This is a genomic window from Kitasatospora viridis (genome assembly GCF_007829815.1).
Classification (GTDB): Bacteria; Actinomycetota; Actinomycetes; order Streptomycetales; family Streptomycetaceae; genus Kitasatospora; species Kitasatospora viridis.
Genome location: NZ_VIWT01000001.1, coordinates 2,206,873 through 2,224,271, shown reverse-complemented (window position 1 = coordinate 2,224,271; position 17,399 = coordinate 2,206,873). Strand labels below are relative to the sequence as shown.

At 73.8% G+C, this 17,399-nt stretch carries 14 protein-coding genes; 9 read left to right on the top strand and 5 right to left on the bottom strand.

Annotated elements, in window-relative coordinates; translation table 11 throughout:
* Positions 1-168: 168 nt before the first annotated feature.
* Genes FHX73_RS09770 through FHX73_RS09755 form a run of 4 tightly spaced genes read left to right on the top strand, consistent with a single transcriptional unit; the run spans position 169 to position 4,413 of the window.
* On the top strand, positions 169-1,395 hold the full coding sequence (locus FHX73_RS09770; protein WP_145904626.1) for a phosphodiester glycosidase family protein: 1,227 nt from the start codon (positions 169-171) through the stop codon (positions 1,393-1,395).
* On the top strand, positions 1,392-2,321 hold the full coding sequence (locus FHX73_RS09765; protein ID WP_145904625.1) for a decaprenyl-phosphate phosphoribosyltransferase: 930 nt from the start codon (positions 1,392-1,394) through the stop codon (positions 2,319-2,321). The genes FHX73_RS09770 and FHX73_RS09765 overlap by 4 nt, the downstream gene beginning before the upstream one ends.
* Positions 2,318-3,634, top strand: coding sequence for an FAD-binding oxidoreductase (locus FHX73_RS09760; protein ID WP_145904624.1), 1,317 nt, complete (start codon positions 2,318-2,320; stop codon positions 3,632-3,634). The genes FHX73_RS09765 and FHX73_RS09760 overlap by 4 nt, the downstream gene beginning before the upstream one ends.
* A complete protein-coding gene (locus FHX73_RS09755) occupies positions 3,631-4,413 on the top strand; it encodes an SDR family NAD(P)-dependent oxidoreductase (RefSeq protein ID WP_211786164.1) in 783 nt (260 codons plus the stop codon). Before FHX73_RS09760 ends, FHX73_RS09755 begins: the two co-directional genes overlap by 4 nt.
* Here the strand turns inward: FHX73_RS09755 and FHX73_RS09750 are convergent.
* The 3 genes from FHX73_RS09750 to FHX73_RS09740 form a co-directional block, all read right to left on the bottom strand.
* Positions 4,403-6,289, bottom strand: a complete 1,887-nt coding sequence (locus FHX73_RS09750) for an ATP-binding SpoIIE family protein phosphatase (protein ID WP_145904623.1) — start codon at positions 6,287-6,289, stop codon at positions 4,403-4,405. The two genes, FHX73_RS09755 and FHX73_RS09750, sit on opposite strands and share 11 nt — an antisense overlap.
* Positions 6,290-6,359: 70 nt before the next feature.
* Positions 6,360-7,094: a class I SAM-dependent methyltransferase gene (locus FHX73_RS09745; RefSeq protein WP_145904622.1), complete on the bottom strand. Its 735-nt coding sequence runs from the start codon at positions 7,092-7,094 to the stop codon at positions 6,360-6,362.
* Between the two features lie 475 nt (positions 7,095-7,569).
* Complete coding sequence (locus FHX73_RS09740; RefSeq protein ID WP_170304880.1) at positions 7,570-10,539, bottom strand: AfsR/SARP family transcriptional regulator; 2,970 nt, start codon at positions 10,537-10,539, stop codon at positions 7,570-7,572.
* Positions 10,540-10,751: 212 nt separating this feature from the next.
* Here FHX73_RS09740 and FHX73_RS09735 point away from each other — a divergent pair, with 212 nt between their 5' ends.
* The 3 genes from FHX73_RS09735 (at position 10,752) to FHX73_RS09725 (ending at position 13,036) form a co-directional block, all read left to right on the top strand.
* Positions 10,752-10,991: a hypothetical protein gene (locus FHX73_RS09735; protein ID WP_145904620.1), complete on the top strand. Its 240-nt coding sequence runs from the start codon at positions 10,752-10,754 to the stop codon at positions 10,989-10,991.
* 423 nt (positions 10,992-11,414) lie between these two features.
* Positions 11,415-11,738 carry a nuclear transport factor 2-like protein gene (locus tag FHX73_RS09730; protein WP_145904619.1) on the top strand — a complete coding sequence of 108 codons (324 nt, stop codon included), beginning with the start codon at positions 11,415-11,417 and terminating at the stop codon, positions 11,736-11,738.
* The gene (locus FHX73_RS09725) at positions 11,735-13,036 is read left to right on the top strand and encodes an Ig-like domain-containing protein (protein ID WP_145904618.1); all 1,302 of its coding nucleotides are present in this window, start codon (positions 11,735-11,737) and stop codon (positions 13,034-13,036) included. The genes FHX73_RS09730 and FHX73_RS09725 overlap by 4 nt, the downstream gene beginning before the upstream one ends.
* Before the next feature lie 18 nt (positions 13,037-13,054).
* Here the strand turns inward: FHX73_RS09725 and FHX73_RS09720 are convergent, their stop codons facing one another.
* Positions 13,055-14,722 carry a fumarate hydratase gene (locus FHX73_RS09720; RefSeq protein WP_145904617.1) on the bottom strand — a complete coding sequence of 556 codons (1,668 nt, stop codon included), beginning with the start codon at positions 14,720-14,722 and terminating at the stop codon, positions 13,055-13,057.
* 99 nt (positions 14,723-14,821) lie between these two features.
* Between FHX73_RS09720 and FHX73_RS09715 the strand changes: the two genes are divergently transcribed.
* Both FHX73_RS09715 and FHX73_RS09710 read left to right on the top strand, forming a co-directional pair.
* On the top strand, positions 14,822-15,529 hold the full coding sequence (locus tag FHX73_RS09715) for a DUF1707 SHOCT-like domain-containing protein (RefSeq protein WP_342795291.1): 708 nt from the start codon (positions 14,822-14,824) through the stop codon (positions 15,527-15,529).
* Positions 15,530-15,784: 255 nt separating this feature from the next.
* Positions 15,785-16,210, top strand: coding sequence for a WhiB family transcriptional regulator (locus FHX73_RS09710; protein ID WP_425461372.1), 426 nt, complete (start codon positions 15,785-15,787; stop codon positions 16,208-16,210).
* Positions 16,211-16,279: 69 nt separating this feature from the next.
* Here the strand turns inward: FHX73_RS09710 and glpX are convergent, their stop codons facing one another.
* Positions 16,280-17,320 (bottom strand): class II fructose-bisphosphatase, encoded by a 1,041-nt coding sequence (glpX, locus tag FHX73_RS09705; protein WP_145904616.1) that lies wholly within the window; start codon positions 17,318-17,320, stop codon positions 16,280-16,282.
* Positions 17,321-17,399 lie beyond the last annotated feature (79 nt).

Sequence of the window (17,399 nt, the reverse complement as noted above, 5' to 3'; positions counted from 1 at the left end):
TGTCTGCGTCGTATCGTCACCTGACGATCAGTCAATCATATTGATATGACTAACTCCTGAGGGTGTTGGACCGTCAATCCTCGACTTCCCGCTCCCCTCGCCGACTCCCCGCACCCGGGGTCAGCTGGATCCGAAGCGCAGATCCGGCAGTGCGAGGGAGACGAACGCGTGGGAGCGCAGACCGAAACCGAAGTCGAACCCGAGGAGAGCACCCCGCCGCCCGAGTCCGGGAAGCGGCCCGGCCTGCTGCGCCGGCTCTGGCGCCGCCGCCCGGTCAAGGTGGTGCTGGCGCTCTTCGCGGTCTTCCTGACCTGGCTCAGCTGGTCGCTCGGCAGCGCGCTGACCGCGCCGGGCAACGACAGCGCCGTGGCCCGGGTCGCCGAGTGGGCCCGGGACCACCACCTCGGCCCGCTGGTCACCGGGCTGGAGACCGCCCAGTACAAGATGAACCCACCCAAGGTCGGCGGCCGGCCCACCATCGCGCTCGGCCCGACCGGGCCCACCCCCGCGCAGAGCGGCACCGCCGCGGCGGAGAACAAGCACGCGCTGGCCCCCACCGTCACCCCCATCGCGCTCGCTCCGCTGACCTCCCCGGCCGGCGACCCGCTGCCCGGCGAGGGCGCCTGGAAGGTGATCGGCACCGCCCAGGGCGTGCCGGCCGTGCAGGCCGCGATGCTCCGGCCGGACAACGAGCACACCTCCTACGTGGCCGCCGTGGTCTCGATGGACCAGCGGCTGGTCAAGTTCCAGCTGCACCCCGGCACCGACGACCCCGGCCCGGACAACTGGGGCGTGCCGCCGAACATCCCCCCGGAGGCCCGCAACGGCCTGCTGGCCAGCTTCAACGGCGGCTTCAAGGTCGGCGAGGCGCGCGGCGGCTTCTACCTCAACGGCGTCACCCACGGCACCCTCACCCAGGGCGCGGCCTCGCTGGTCTTCTACAAGGACGGCCACACCACCGTCGGCAGCTGGGGCCAGGACGTCTCGATGACCCCCGACGTGGTCGGCGTGCGGCAGAACCTGCGCCCGATCATCACCGGCGGCCAGGTCGCCGCCGACGTGGACGAGGCGATCGAGAGCGGCTGGGGCCTGACCATCGGCGGCAAGTTCTTCGTCTGGCGCTCCGGCGCCGGGGTCACCGCCGACGGCCGGCTCGTCTACGCCTACGGCCCCGCGCTCTCCGTGCGCACCCTGGCCGAGCTGCTGCACCAGGCCGGCTGCGTCAGCGCGATGCAGCTGGACATCAACCCGGCCTGGATGTCCTTCAACTACTACCAGCCGGGCGCCGACCCGGGCGCGCCCACGCCGACCAAGCTGCTGCCCGATCAGGAGCGGCCCGCCGACCGGTACTTCGAGCCGACCAGCCGCGACTTCACCGCGGTCTACGCCCGATGACCGCGGGGCCGCCGGTGCTGCCGGCCCCCGAGCTGCGGCCGGTCGTCGAGCCGGCCGCGATCGGCTGGCCGCGGGCCGTGCTGCGCACCTCCAGGCCCCGGCAGTGGCCGAAGAACCTGCTGGTCTTCGCGGCCCCGGTGGCCGCGGCCGACCGCGGCCGGATGGTCGGCCTGCTGCCCGCGCTGCTCGCCTTCGTGGTCTTCACCCTGGCCTCCTGCGCGGTTTACTTCGTCAACGACGTGGTGGACGCCGAGCGGGACCGCCGCCACCCCGCCAAGTGCACCCGCCCGGTGGCCAACGGCGACCTGACCGAGCGGCACGCGCTGCTGGTGGCGGGCGGCTGCGTGCTGGCGGCGCTGGGGGGCGCGGCGCTGACCGGCAGCCCCGGACTGGCCTTCTGCCTGGCCGGCTACCTGGCGATGTCCTTCCTCTACTCCGGCTCGCTCAAGCACCTGCCGGTGCTGGAACTCACCATGGTCGCGTCCGGCTTCGTGCTGCGGGCGCTCGGCGGCGCGGCGGCCGCCGGGGTGGCGCCCTCCGGCTGGTTCGTGCTGGTCTGCAGCCTGGGCGCACTGCTGGTGGCCGTCGCCAAGCGGTACACCGAGCTGTCCGGCCTCGGCGCGGCCGCCGCCGCGCACCGGCCCAGCCTGCGGCACTACACGCCGGCCGGGCTGCGGGCGGCCCAGCGCGGGATCAGCACGGCGATGATCGGCGCCTACCTGGGCTGGGCGCTGCTCAACGGCTCCCCCTGGGGGGTCGACTGCCACCTGCTCACCGTGCTCCCGCTGGCCGGCGCGCTGCTCCGGTTCGACTGGCTGACCGGCCGGTCCGTGCTCGGGCGGGTCGAGGACCTGATCACCCGTGACCGGTGGATGCTGGCCTGCGAGTCCGTCTGGCTGCTGCTCTTCGTCGCGGGGACCACATGAACGCCCCGCTGACCTACCTGGACGGCTTCGGCCGGTGCACCGGCGGCCGGGCCGAGGTGCGCGGGCCGGTCGCCCCCGAGGCGCTCGGCGAACTGCTGGCCGCCCGCCCGGCCCGCGGCCTGCTGGCCCGGGGCACCGGGTGCAGCTACGGCGACGCCGCGCAGAACACCGGCGGGCTGGTGCTGGCGCCGGCCACGCCGGCGGAGATCACCGTCGACGCCGGCGGCGGCACGGTGCGGGCCTCCGGCTCGGCCACCTTCCGGCAGATCCTGGCCCGCACCGTGCCGCGCGGCCTGCTGCTGCCGGTGCTGCCCGGCACCGCCCGGCTCACCCTGGGCGGCGCCGTCGCCGCCGACGTGCACGGCAAGAACCAGCGCACCGACGGCTCGCTGGCGGCCTGGCTGGACAGCGTCGAACTGCTCGACGGCACCGGGCGGGTGCGGTTCCTGACGCCCGACCAGGAGGAGTTCCGGGCCACCGTCGGCGGCATGGGCCTGACCGGGGTGGTGCTCGCCGCCACCGTGCGGCTGATCCCGATCACCGGCACCCGACTGGCCGTCAGCTCCCGCCGGGCCGGCGACCTGGAGGCGCTGCTGGCCGAGCTGGACGGGGCGCGCAGCCGCTACGGCGTCGCCTGGATCGACACCACCGCCGGCGGGGCCGCGCTCGGCCGGGGCGTCGTCGACCTCGCCGACCACCTGGACGAGCCGGACGAGCTGGCCTACGCCGAGGAGCCCGGCCCGCGCGCCCCCCGGCTGCCGTTCGCGCCGTTCACCCCGCTCACCGCGCGCGCCTTCAACACCCTCTGGTACCGCCGCGCGCCGCGCGAGCGCACCGGCACGCAGTCGCTGGGAACCTTCTTCCACCGGCTGGACGCGGTGCGGGACTGGAACCGGGCGCTCGGGCCGCGCGGCTTCCTGCAGTACCAGTTCGCCGTGCCGGACGGGCGGCACGCCGTGCTGGCCGAGGTGCTGACGCAGCTCCAGCGGGCCGGCGGGGCGCCGTTCCTGGGCACCGTGAAGCGGTTCGGCCCCGGCAGCGGCTGCCCGCTCTCCTTCCCGCTGCCCGGCTGGTCGCTGGCCGTCGACCTGCCGGCGGGCGGGCCCCGGCTGCACGCCGTGCTGGACCGGCTGGACCGCCGGGTGGCCGAGGCCGGCGGGCGGATCTACCTCGCCAAGGACGCCCGGCTCGGCCGGGCCGCCTTCGACGCCATGTACGGGCCGCTCGCCGACTGGCGCGCCGCGCGCGCCCGGCTCGACCCGGATGACACCATGCGATCCGACCTCGGACGGAGACTGGGACTGTGTCGGTGAACGAAACCACTGCCGTGACGCCCGCCGCGACCACCGGGCGCCGCACGCGCGCCGGGCGGATCCTGCTGCTCGGCGGGGCCAGCGAGATCGGCCAGGAGATCCTCAAGGCGCTGGACGCGCCGCCCGGTTCGGAGGTGGTCCTGGCCGGCCGGGACCAGCAGCGGATGGCCGAGCTCGGCGCCGGGCTGCCGCACTTCACCGTGCGCACCGTGCCGTACGACGCCACCGACCTGGACGGCCACCGGCGGCTGGTCGACGAGCTGTTCGCCGAGGGCCCGATCGACCTGGTGGTCTCGGCGGCCGGCCTGCTCACCCCGCAGGCCGAGCTGGACGCCGACCCGCGGGCCGCCGGCACGCTGATCGAGACCAACCTCACCGGCCACGTGACCACCCTGCTCGCCGCCGTGCCGCACCTGCGGGCCCAGGGGCGCGGGCTGATCGTGGTGCTCTCCTCGGTCGCCGCCGTCCGGCCGCGCCGGGCCAACTTCGTCTACGGCGCCGCCAAGGCGGGCCTGGACGCCTTCGCCCGCGGCCTGGCCGACTCGCTGCACGGCAGCGGGGTGCGGGTGCTGCTGGTGCGGCCCGGCTTCGTGATCGGCCGGATGACCGAGGGCATGCCGCCCGCGCCCGCCGCCACCACCCCGGCCGCCGTCGGCGCGGCGGTCGCCGCGGCGGTGCGCAGCGGGGCGTCCGTGGTCTGGGTGCCGCGCTCGCTCGGCGTGCTCTCGCACGGGCTGCGGCTGCTGCCCAGGCCGCTCTGGCGCCGGCTCAAGCGGTAGGGCGCTTGCGGGGCGCGGCGAGGGTGCCCGGCAGGCGCTGCTCGAACCAGACCACCTTGCCGCCGCCCAGCCGGGTGGCGCCCCAGCCGTCCGCGCACTTGGCCACCAGCTCCAGGCCCCGGCCGCGCTCCTCCTGCGGGCCCGCCTTGCGGCGGCGCGGCAGGGCCGGGCTGTCGTCGCCCACCTCGCAGCGCAGCACCGAGGTGCGGACCAGCCGCAGCGTCACCGGCTTCTTGGCGTGCTGCACCGCGTTGGTGACCAGCTCACTGACCATCAGCTCGGTGTTCTCCGCCAACTCCTCCAGGCCCCAGCGGCGCAGCGCGTGCCCGGCCAGCCGGCGGGCCCGCCCCGGGGTCTCGTTGCGCGGCTGGAGGTACCAGTAGGCCACGTCCTCCGCCGGGATCCCGTCGAAGACCGCGGCCAGCAGGGCGATGTCGTCCGCCCGCTCGTCCCGGGGCAGGATCCGCAGCGCCTCCTGGCAGATCTGCTCCGGCGAGTGGTGGTGGGTGTGCGAGAGCCGCTTGCGCAGCCGCTCCAGGCCGGTGCTGATCGGGCGCCGGGGGTTCTCCACCAGCCCGTCGGTGAAGAGCAGCAGCGCGGATCCGGGCGGCGCGTCCAGCTCCTCGGAGGAGAAGTCCACCCCGCCCACCCCGATCGGCGCGCCGGCCGGCAGGTCCTCCAGCAGCTCGGCCCGCCCGTCGGGATGGATCATGGCCGGCGGCATGTGGCCCGCGTTGGCCACCACGATCCGGTTGGCGATCGGGTCGTAGACCGCGAAGACGCAGGTCGCCAGGTGCTCCTCGCGGCCGAGCCGCTGGGCCTGCTCGTCCAGGTGGTAGAGCACCTCGTGCGGCGGCAGGTCGAGCGCGGCCAGGGTCTGCGCGCTGGTGCGCAGCTGGCCCATCACGGCCGCCGAGGTCAGCGAGTGGCCCATCACGTCGCCGACCACCAGCGCCACCCGGTTGCCCGGCAGCGGGATCGCGTCGTACCAGTCGCCGCCGACCTGGGACTCGCTCTCGCCCGGCAGGTAGCGGTGCGCCAGCCGCACCCCGTGCGGCTGCGGCAGGTGGGTCGGCAGCATGCTGCGCTGCAGGCCGCCGGCGATCTCCGACTCCCGGGTGTAGCGGTAGGCGGTGTCCACCGCCAGGCCCGCCACGGTGGCCAGGTGGGCGGCGGTGCGGGTGTCCGTCGGGTCGAACCTGGCCGGCTCCTTGCCCGGCACCGGCGGGCGGCGGACCAGCACCAGCACGCCGAGCAGCGCCTCCTCGTCCGGCCGGTCCGGGCGCCCGCGGCGCGACCGCCGGGCGGACGGGGCGGCGGCCCGCCCCTGCAGCGGCAGCGTGAGCAGCGCCGTGCCGCGGGCCAGGCCGGCCAGCGCCCGGGCACCGTAGAGCTCCTGCAGCACCGGGCGCAGCCGCTCGCCCTCCGCGCTGCCCAGGATCACCTGACCCGGCATCAGCTCACCGCGCATCAGCCGCTCCAGCGGCCCGCCCGGACGGACCTTCAGCGGTGGGCGGCGGGTGCCCAGCCGGGTGCCCTCGGCGCGGTGCAGGGTGAGTTCGAGCGGCAGCGCGAGCTCCCGCTCGCGGGGCGTGCGGGGCGTCCAGCCGCGCAGGTGCACCAGGGCGGCGTCGGCCAGCGAGGGCACCAGCACGCTGGTCAGGGTGCGCACGGTGGCGGCCGGGTCGAGGCTGGTGGTGATCAGCCGGGTGGCGCCGTTGAGGTAGGCCAGCCGCTCCTCCATCGCCTGGCGCACCCTCAGGTTGAGCGGGCGCTGGGCGGCGGGCGCGGAGCTGCTGGCGGAGCCGGGCGGCGGGTGACGCTGCGTCGGCACGGCGGGGGAGCGGCCGGCCTGGGGAGAGGGAAGGTCGCGCACGGCTGCCTGTTCTTACTGGTGGTGAGTGGGACGGTCGGGGGAGCGGGGCTGGGCGGTTCGGGGGATCGGCTCAGGTGGTGCGCCGACAGTGCAGGAAGAGCTGCTCCTCCGGCGGCAGTGCGGTGCAGGCCGGGGCGTAGGGCCGCCCGTTCAGCGCCTCGACGGTGAAGCCGGCGTGGTGCAGCACCTCGACCAGCTCCTCCCGGAGGAAGCCGCTGATCCGCAGCGGGTGTCCGAGGAAGTGCATCCGGCAGTCGTCCAGATCGGCCTCGACCAGGCCCAGCGCGAGCAGCCCGCCCGGTCGCAGCAGCCGGCGGATCCGGCCGAGGGCCACCCGGATCTCCTGCTGGGGCAGCAGGATCAGCGAGAAGAACGCGGTGGCGGCGGCGAACGACCCGGCCCCGGCCGGCCCGAGCTCGGGCAGTCCCCAGGCGGTGCCGGCCCGCACGGTGGCCAGATCGTACAGGTCCATCCGGTGGTAGGCGGCGGCCTGCGGGAAGGTGCGGCGGGCCAGTGAGAGCATGCCGTCGCTCAGGTCGACCGCGGTCACCAGCAGGCCGCCCGCGGCGAGCTGGCGCACCGTCGGATCGCCGGTGCCGCAGCCGATGTCCAGCACCCGGTCGCCCGGCCGCAGCTCGTCCAGCAGCAGCCGGCCGGCCGCCAGCTGGCCCTCCTTGGCCGGGAACGCCTCGCTGTACCGCTCGCCGATCGCGTCGAAGGCCACCGCCTGCAGGGCCCGCTCGGCACGGCGGCGGCTGGGAGCCGACCCGGCCTCGCCCCGGGCGGGGTCCGATATCTGTCCCATCGTCACGATTGAGAGGCACCTTTCCCGCGCTGCACCGCCTGTAGACCCTCGTCCGCTCCGTCCCGCTCCGTGTGCGGCCGACCCCTCTGCCGCCGGTCGGGCACGGGTCAGCCGCACGTGCCACCTGGCCTCTGAGAATATGCGCGATCACCGCGGTGTGGAGGTCGTTTTCGGTCAACTCGTGCCCGACCCGGCGAATCCGGCGCCGGTGACCCCGGTTGGCGGGAGCACACCGGGGGTGCCGGGGGTGGTGCGGGACATTGTCGCGCGCCCCGGCCGCCGTTTATCGAACGTCAATCGCCGGGTGTCAGAGTCTTCTCAGCGCCGGGGAAGCGCAGAGCGGTGCTCCCGCAGCCGGGGGGCTGCGGGGGCTCCACTCACCATCGGGGGGTGGGCGCTTCCGGGGGGACGGGGGAAACACCGGGTGGACGGGGGGAGCGGGTTCACGGGGGACCCGCTCCGGGGGGACCGGTGGTCACGGCGCGACGGTGGAGGAAGAAGGGGGCTCGGTGTGCTGAGCGTCGATGAGGTCCCGGACCGCCTGGGCCTCGGGCACACCGAGCCTGCTGAACACCTCGTGCGCCTCGGTCAGGCGGGCGAGGCCGCGCAGCGGGTCGTCGAGGCGCAGCAGCGCTTCGCCGAGGGCGGCGTTGGCGAGGCCCTGGCAGTAGGCGGCGTCCATCTCGACGGCGATCAGCACGGCCTCCTCGGCCGCGGTGCGGGCCCCGGCGGGCTGCCCGTCGGCGAGCAGGCAGCCGGCCAGGCGGGCGAGCGAGAGCCCCTCCCAGAGGCGCTGCTGCTGCTCCTGGTAGAGCTGGTGCGCCTCGCGCAACTGGACCGCCGCCTCGGCGGGCGAACCGGTCGCCCGCAGCACCACGCCGAACTGGTAGAGCGTGTCGGCCAGGCAGCGCGCGTTCCCGGAGGTCCTGGCGATCGCCACGGCCGAGGTCGCGGACTCCACGGCGGAGTCCCACTGACCCAGCGTCATGTGCACCCGGGCGATGTTGCCCTGGATCCGCGCGGCGCTGCCCATGGCGGTGAGGGTGGCGGCGAGGTCACGGGCCTGTTCGAAGTAGGGGAGCGCTTCGGTGGGCCGGCTGACATTGGTGAGTACGGTGCCGAGGAAGCTGTTGGCCGTCACCCGCAGGGTCGGAGTGCCGGAGCCGATCAGTCCCAGGCACTCCCGCAAGGCCCGCTCGGCGGCTCGGAAGTCACCCGAGAGGTAGGCGAAGAAGGCGAGCGCGAACCGGACCCGGGCCAGTGCCTGGTCGTCCTGGTCACAGGCCGCCGCCTCGGCGGCCAGCACCAGGGTGCTGCGGATCCGCTCGGCGTGGGTCGGCTCCTCGACCAGCGTGTTGACCGTCACCAGTACGTCGATCGCCAGGCGGAGCAGGTCGGACGGGCCGCCGATCGACTCCTCGATGGTGCGCAGGATCAGCGGGAGCTCCGAGCGCAGCCAACCCCGTGCGGCGTCCGCGTCGGCGAGCGGCGTGCCGAAGTGGGTCGGCTCCTGGAGCGGTTCGATCAGCGGGTCGTCCGGTTCGAGCAGTTGGGCCGCGTTGCGGGCCGTGGACACCAGCAGGGCCAGCAGCCGCAGCAGCGCCGCCTGGGTGTCCGCCAGATCGGCGATCTTCTCCCGCTGCTTCTGCGCGAACAGCCGCAGCAGGTCGTGGTACCGGTAGCGGCCGGGCGTGAAGCACTCCAGCATGTTCGCCTCGACCAGCGCCTCGGCGATCCGCTCGGCCTCGTCCTCCGAGGTGCCGAGCAGCGCGGCGACGGCGGACAGCGGCAGGTCGGGGCAGTCCACCAGGGCGAGCAGGCGGAAGGCCCGCGCCTCGGCGGGGCTCAGCTGTCCGTAGCCGAGGCCGAGCGTGGTCTCCACCGCGAGGTTGCCCAGCTGCAGTTCGTCCAGCCGGCGCCGCTGGTCCGCTAACCGGCGGGCCAGGTCGGCGACGGTCCAGCGCGGCCGGCTGGCCAGTCGGGCGGCGGCGATCCGGACGGCGAGCGGCAGGAAGCCGCAGGAGGCGACCACGGCCATCGCCGCCTCGGGCTCGGCCTCCACCCGGTGCTGCCCGGCGATCGCCCCGAACAGCTGCAGCGCCTCCTGGGACGTCAACTCCTCGACGTCGAACAGGTGGGCGCCGGGGATGCCGGCCAGCCGGGAGCGGCTGGTGACCAGCACGGCGCAGCCGGCCACGCCGGGGATCAGCGGGGTGACCTGCTGCACGTCGCGCGCGTTGTCGAGCAGGATCAGCATCCGCCGGTCGGCCAGCGTCGAGCGGTAGAGCGCCGCCCGCTGCTCGAAGGACTCCGGCGGCTCGGTGGTGCCGAGCGCGAACAGGAAGTCGCCCAGCACGACGGTCGGGTCGGCGGGGGTCGCGCTGACCCCGCGCAGGTCCACGTAGAGCTGGCCGTCGGGGAACTCCGAGCGGACGCTGTGGGCGACGTGGACGGCGAGCGTGGTCTTGCCGACGCCGCCGATCCCGGCCAGCGAACTGACGACGACCGCCTGACCCGAGGCGCTGCGCAGCAGCCCGCGCAGGTCCGAGACGAGTTCGGACCGGCCGCTGAAGTCGGAGACGTCGGCCGGCAGCTGGGCCGGCGGCGCCGCGACCGCCTGGTGGGCTGCTTCGGTGGCCGCAACCCTGGGCTCCGTGAGGGTCGGGTCGGCGGAGAGGATGCGGGAGTGCATGGCGGCCAGACCGGCCCCCGGTTCCACGCCCAGTTCGTCGATCAGCAGCTTGCGGGTCGCCGCGTAGACGTTGAGCGCCTCGGCTTGGCGCCCGCTGCGGTAGAGCGCCAGCATCAGCAGCTCGCGCAGCCGCTCGCGCAGCGGGTGCTCGGTCGTCAGGTGGTTCAGCTCGGAGACGCTCTCCGCGTGCAGCCCGATCTCCAGGGCCACCGCGCAGCGCTCCTCGCGGGCCGCGATCTGCAGCTCGACCAGGTTCAGCCGCTGCGCCTCGGCGAACGGTCCCGGCAACCCCGCGAGCGGGTGGCCGCTCCACAGGCCGACGGCGGCGCTCAGCAACTGGTGCGCCTTCTCCAGGTTCCCGGCCTGCCGGTTCTGGGCCGCCTCGGCGAGCAGCGAGTCGAAGCGCGAGGCGTCGAGTGAGTCCTCCGCGACGTGCAGGGCGTAGCCGTCACGGACCGAGACGAGCAGCCGGGCCGGCGCACGGGTCTCGCGGTCGGGTTCGATGACCGTCCGCAACCGGGAGATGTACGTACGGAGCGCTGCCACGGCCTGCGGCGGCGGGCGGTCGCCCCAGAGGCCGTCGACGAGCTCCTGGGTGGTGACGGGTCGTCCGCGGTGCAGCAGCAGGGTGCTCAACACCGCTTGTTGCTGGGGTGAACCGAGCGAGAGGGCGTGCTCGTCGCGCCACGCCTGGACAGGGCCGAGCACCTGGAAGCGCAGCACAGCACTGTGCGGCGTCGCCTGAAGCTCCATGAGGGGTCCCCCGAAGGCCTGTTTCTCCGAACCTCGAATACTGCCCCCATGCTCCGGCCATGATGCCAGGTCAGGAAGGGCAAATGGGGCAGATTGTGCACCCCGAGGGCCGTTTATAAGACATTTAACGACCCCTACGATACTGTCCCCACGCCGCGGCTGGATCGACCGGGGCGGTCCAGTAACAGTCATCCCTGAGAGGTGGATCGGCGATGGCCGACATTGAGAGTCAGACCGCTCAGCCCGAGCAGACCGACGAGGCGGGCGGCGCCGTGGTGAACGCAGTCCGTGCCACGGAGCAGGCCGCCGACCAGCAGGCGGAGTCAGGCGGCAACGCCCCCGCCCTTCTCGTGGACCCCGCTACGACCGAGGCCGAGCCGACCGGCGCCCCGGCCGCCCCGGGCGCTCCGGCCGAGACGGGGCCGCGCGGCCTGATCATCAACACGCAGTGATCTCTGCCGCCGAGCCCGTGAACTTGGCCTGATTCCACCAGGTACCCGTTCCACGCGGCCATGCGCGCACAGCCCCCCGGAACCGCGCACCGGGGGGCTTCGGTGTTCCGGGTACGAGTTGACATGGCGCCAGTTGCCTTATGATTTGCGGGGCTTTGCTCCGAATTGTCGTTCCGGGGCGCGATTCTGGAAATGCTCATGGCAGTCGGACGCATACCGCCCCGGACCCTCACATTCCGCTATCGGGTAATGAATCGCCGCGCCCGATGAGCGCGTTGCGATCCGCCCCAGCGCGATCGACCCCGGCCGCCCGATTGGGCCGGAGGGGTTGATCGGCACCCGGGCACGCCGGTGATGCTCGGCGCCCAGCCGGTCACGCCGTGTCATGGTGACGGCAGAGGAGCCGAGCTGAGAGGCAGTGGGATGACGATCGCGGTGGCGAAGCTGAGCGACCCGGTGGTGCGCAAGGTCGTGGAGGCGATCAACGCGGGTGACCGGGCGGCGTTCCTGGACCTGCTGGCACCCGGGGCGACGATGTCGGACGACGGGAGCGACCGGGAGCTGGCGGACTGGGTCGACCGGGAGATCTTCTCCTCGCGCGGGCACATGGAGGTGCAGACCGAGGCGAACGGCGGCCGGGCCCTGGTGGCGAACTTCCGCAACGAGACCTGGGGCGAGATGCGGACCGCCTGGCGGTTCGAGATCGCCGAGGGGAAGGTCACCCGCTTCGAGACGGGCCAGGCGTGAGAGCGGCGGGGGCGCTGGCGGCGGCGGCACTGCTGGTGCTGCCCGCCGCCCCGGCCGCCGCGGGACCGGCCGCCGCGGGACCGGCCGCCGCCGCGGCGCCGCAGTACGTGATCCAGCTGTCGGCGTCGGACCAGACCGTGCAGGCCGGGCTCGTGGTGTTCCTCACGGCCCACGTGACCAGCGGCGGCCGGCCGGTGAAGGGGGTGCAGGTGGCCGAGACGGTGCAGGACGGGGGCACCACGGGGCCCTACGGAAGCGGCCCGACGGACGGCAACGGGGACGCGGAGGTGCTCCTCCAGTACGGCCGCCCCGGCACCCGGCAGTTCCAGGCCAGCGTGACGGAGGGCAACGGGTCGGTGGACCGCTCGAACACCGTCGCGGTGACCTGGACGCCCATCGGCACCGTCACCCTCGCACCGCCCGCGCGCCCGGCCTACGCCGGCTACCCGACCACGCTCCGGGCGACCGTGACGGTGGCGGCCGGCTGGCCGCTGCCGAAGAAGGTGCACTTCGCGGTCGCGGGCGGGAACCCCGGGGCGACCGGCGACGTCCCGCTCACGGCGGACAGTGCCACCGGCGGCCACGCCGACCTCCGGTACGAGAGCGACGAGCTCACCGGCGACACCGTGACCGCCGGCATCGACTCGACGAGTTGCGAGACCGACTTCTCGGCCCCGGTCACCGTCTGGTGGAACACGCCCTTCCGGGTCGACCTGACGGGGCCTCAGCACCTGCGCACCGGGCTGAGCGCCTTGGTCACGGAGACGATCACCAACGCGGCCACGGGCGACACCTACTCGGGCGGCGGCTCCGTCGCGTTCGACGTCGGCGGACCGAACGCGGGGCACGACGCGAGCGTGCCGCTGGGCACCGACGGGTCGGCCACCTTCGGCTACACCGGCACCAAGCCGGGCACCGACACCGTGCGGACCAGCTTCGTCGACCCGACGGGCACCACGCAGCTGACCCAGACGAGCGTCGAGTGGGACGCGCCGATCAGGGTGGAGGGTGCCTACCTGACGGTCCATCCGTGGCAGGGGCTGCACGGCCAGGTCGCCAGCTTCGTCGTGGACGACCCGAGCGTGACCGCCGGCCGCTACGAGGCCTCCGTCGACTGGGGCGACGGCACCGGACCGACAGTGGCCCGGATCAACGGGCCGACCGGCGGGCCGTTCACGGTGGACGGCGACCACGAGTACCCGCAGCCCGGCACCTACCCCCTCACGGTGACGGTCACCGACACCTACGACCCGGCGAACGTCGGCACGGGCACGGGGCAGGTCACGTCACAGCCGTGACCTGCCCCGAGTTTTGGATCACTGCGCCGAGCGCACCCGGATGGCGGTGATCAGCGGGCCGTCGGTGACCTCGGCGAAGAAGTCGTTGCCCTTGTCGTCCACCACGATGAAGGCCGGGAAGTCCTCGACCTCGATCCGCCAGACCGCCTCCATGCCGAGCTCGGGGTACTCCAGCACCTCGACCTTCTTGATGCAGTCCTGGGCCAGCCGGGCCGCCGGCCCGCCGATCGAGCCGAGGTAGAAGCCGCCGTGCTGCGCGCAGGCGTCGGTGACCTGCTTGGACCGGTTGCCCTTGGCGAGCATCACCAGCGAGCCGCCGGCCGCCTGGAACTGGTCCACGTAGGAGTCCATCCGGCCGGCCGTGGTCGGGCCGAAGGAGCCGGAGGCGAAGCCCTCGGGGGTCTTGGCCGGGCCGGCGTAGTAGACCGGGTGGTCCTTGAGGTACTGCGGCATGCCCTCGCCGGCGTCGAGGCGCTCCTTGATCTTGGCGTGCGCGATGTCGCGGGCCACCACCAGCGTGCCGGTGAGCGAGAGCCGGGTCTTCACCGGGTACTTGGAGAGCTCGGCGCGGACCTCGGACATCGGGCGGTTGAGGTCCACCCGGACCACGTCGTCGTCCAGGTGTTCGTCCGTGGTCTCCGGCAGGTACTTGGCCGGGTCGGTCTCCAGCTGCTCCAGGAAGACGCCCTCGGCGGTGATCTTGCCCAGCGCCTGGCGGTCGGCCGAGCAGGAGACGGCCATCGCGACCGGCAGCGAGGCGCCGTGCCGCGGCAGGCGGATCACCCGGACGTCGTGGCAGAAGTACTTGCCGCCGAACTGGGCGCCGATGCCGATCTTCTGGGTCAGCTCGAAGACCTTCTGCTCCAGCTCCAGGTCGCGGAAGCCGTGGCCGGTCTTCGCGTCGCCGCCGGTGGGCAGGTTGTCCAGGTAGTGCGCGGAGGCGTACTTGGCGGTCTTCAGCGCGAACTCGGCGCTGGTGCCGCCGACCACGATCGCCAGGTGGTACGGCGGGCAGGCCGCGGTGCCCAGCGAGCGGATCTTCTGCTCCAGGAACGAGAGCATGCTCTTCTCGTTCAGGATCGCCTTCGTCTCCTGGTACAGGTACGACTTGTTGGCGCTGCCGCCGCCCTTGGCCATGAAGAGGAACTTGTAGGCGTCCCCGTCGGTGGCGTAGAGCTCGATCTGGGCCGGCAGGTTGGAGCCGGTGTTCTTCTCGTCCCACATGGTCACCGGGGCCATCTGGGAGTAGCGCAGGTTGAGCTTGGTGTAGGCGTCGAACACGCCGCGGGCGATCGCGGACTCGTCGCTGCCTTGCGTGAGCACGTGCTGGCCGCGCTTGCCCATCACGATCGCGGTGCCGGTGTCCTGGCACATCGGCAGGATGCCGCCGGCCGAGATGTTGACGTTCTTCAGCAGGTCCAGCGCGACGAACCGGTCGTTCGGGCTGGCCTCCGGGTCGTCCAGGATCCGGCGCAGCTGCGCCAGGTGGGCCGGGCGCAGGTAGTGCGAGATGTCGTGCATCGCCTCGGCGGTGAGCAGCCGCAGCGCCTCCGGCTCGACCTGGAGGAAGGTGCGGCCGTTCGCCTCGAAGGTGCTGACGCCCTCCGAGGTCAGCTTCCGGTACGGGGTCGGATCGGCCCCGAGCGGGAGCAGGTCGGAGTAGGCGAAGTCCGGCGTCGGTGCCATGTGGGGTCCTTCACGAGGTGGTGGTGCTGCGTCGGCGAAGCGCCCTCCAGGGTAGAACTTGCCTCCCGGTCGTGTGGCCACACCCCCTAGGCTGTGACCGTGGACACTTCCTCGCCGCAGCCGCCGTCCGACCGTCCGGTGCACCTGGAGAAGCAGGCGGAGCCGGCGCGGCCCCCGGTGGCCCGGGTCGCGGAGCCCGAGCTGCGCGCCTCGGACGCGGACCGCGAGCGGATCGCCGACCTGCTGCGCGACGCCTACGCCGAGGGCCGGCTGACCGTCGACGAGCACGCCGAGCGGATCGAGGCGGCCTACGGCGCGCGGACCATGGGCGAACTGGCCACCCTCACCCGCGACCTGCCCAGCCACCCGGCCACCGACCCGGCCACCGCCCCGCTCCCGGCGCCCACCCCGCTGCCGCCGGCCCGCACCGAACCGACCGCCGTGGTCGCGGTGTTCGGCGGCGCCGCACGCAAGGGCCGCTGGGTGGTGGGCTCGCAGGTGCGGGCCACCGCCGTCTTCGGCGGGATCGAACTCGACCTGACCGACGCGGTGTTCGAGTCGCCCGAGGTGGTGATCACGGTCAACGCGGTCTTCGGCGGAGTCTCGGTGCGGGTGCCGGAGAACGTCACCCTGGTGGGCAGCGGGGTCGGCATCTTCGGCGGCTTCGACGTGCGCGAGCAGACCGCGGCCGACCCGTACGCCCCGGTGGTGCGGATCAAGGGCGCGGCGGTCTTCGGCGGGGCGGACGCCAAGGCCCGGCGCGGCAAGAAGGTCAAGGAGTGGGTGCGCCGCCAGCTCGACCGCTGAGCCCTCGCGAGGGCTCTGAGCTGCGCCGACCCGCGATCGGGCGGTCCGTCAACTGCCGGTCCGGCACTCCGGGTTGAGGCGCGTGCAGGCAGTTGCCGAGCGACCACGGTGTGCATGAATCCCGGGCGCGCGGGGTAATTCCTGGGGCACACCGTTACTTGAACGGTTGCGGTCAGGCGGGTGCCGGCAGGCGCCCCGAGGGGCGGCGGCCGAGCGGTGCCGCGAGCCTTTCCCCGAGCTGTCCCAGGAGTCGCCGTGCTGCACCCGATCGAGCCCAGCACCACCGTCGCCGTGCGCACCGCCGGCCGGACCGACCTGCGGCCCGCGCCCGCCGCCGCGGGCGCCGCGCTGCGGCTCGACCCGTCGGAGGAGAACCCCTGGCACACCGCGGCGGCCTGCCGGCGGGACGAGGCCGCGCTCTTCTTCGCCCCCTCCAAGGAGCCGACGGCCGCCCGGCTGGCCCGCGAGGAGCACGCCAAGCAGGTGTGCGCCGGCTGCCCGGTGCTGCTCTCCTGCCGGGAGCACGCGCTGGCCCAGCCGGAGCCCTACGGGGTCTGGGGCGGGCTGACCGCGGCCGAGCGGCGGGTGGTGCTGGCCCGCCGCCGGCGCCGGGCGGCCGAGCTGCGCACCGAGGCGCAGCTGGTGCCGGCCCGCCGCAGCCGCCGTCAGATAGCCGGGTGAGCGGGGGTCACGGCCGCCGCGACGGGGGCGCCGCCGTGACCCGCCGACACCTGATCAGTTCACCGGGGATCAGTTCGCCCGGTCGAAGTCGATCGCGCTGTAGGCCCGCAGCTTGGACAGCTTGTGGGTGGAGTCGATCTGCCGGATCGTGCCGCTCTTCGAACGCATCACCAGCGAGCTGGTGGTGGCGGTCTCCTGGCGGTAGTGCACGCCGCGCAGCAGCTCACCGTCGGTGATGCCGGTCGCCACGAAGAACACGTTCTCGCCGCTGACCAGGTCGTCGGTGGTGAGCACCCGGTCCAGGTCGTGCCCGGCGTCCAGCGCCTTCTGCCGCTCGGCCTCGTCCTTGGGCCAGAGCCGGCCCTGGATCACGCCGCCCATGCACTTCATCGCACAGGCCGCGATGATGCCCTCCGGGGTGCCGCCGACGCCCATCAGCAGGTCGATGCCGGTGCCCTCGCGGGCCGCCATGATCGCGCCGGCCACGTCGCCGTCGGAGATGAACTTGATCCGCGCGCCGGCCTCCCGGATCTGCGCGGCGAGGTTGTCGTGGCGCGGGCGGTCCAGCACCACCACGGTGACGTCCTCGACCGCCATGCCCTTGGCCTTGGCCACCCGGCGGATGTTCACGGCCGGCGGGGCGGTGATGTCCACGAAGTCGGCGGCCTCGGGGCCGGTGATCAGCTTGTCCATGTAGAAGACCGCGCTCGGGTCGAACATGGTGCCGCGGTCGGCCACGGCCAGCACGGCGACGGCGTTGTTCATGCCCTTGGCGGTCAGCGTGGTGCCGTCCACCGGGTCCACGGCGACGTCGCACTCGGCGCCGGTGCCGTCACCGACCCGCTCGCCGTTGTAGAGCATCGGGGCTTCGTCCTTCTCCCCCTCACCGATGACGACGACGCCGTTCATCGAGACGGTGGAGACCAGGGTGCGCATGGCCTTCACGGCGGCGCCGTCGGCGCCGTTCTTGTCGCCCCGGCCGACCCAGCGGCCGGCCGCCATGGCGGCCGCCTCGGTGACGCGGACGAGCTCCAGGGCCAGGTTGCGGTCCGGGGCCTCGGGGGCCACCTCCAGCGAACGCGGCAGGTGCGAGGGGTGCTGCGTGGTCATCGTCGTGACCTCTCTGTACGCGACGGCCAGTGAGCGTCCGGCCACGAAGGGTCGAGCGCTGCAAGGTGAGGGTCCCCCG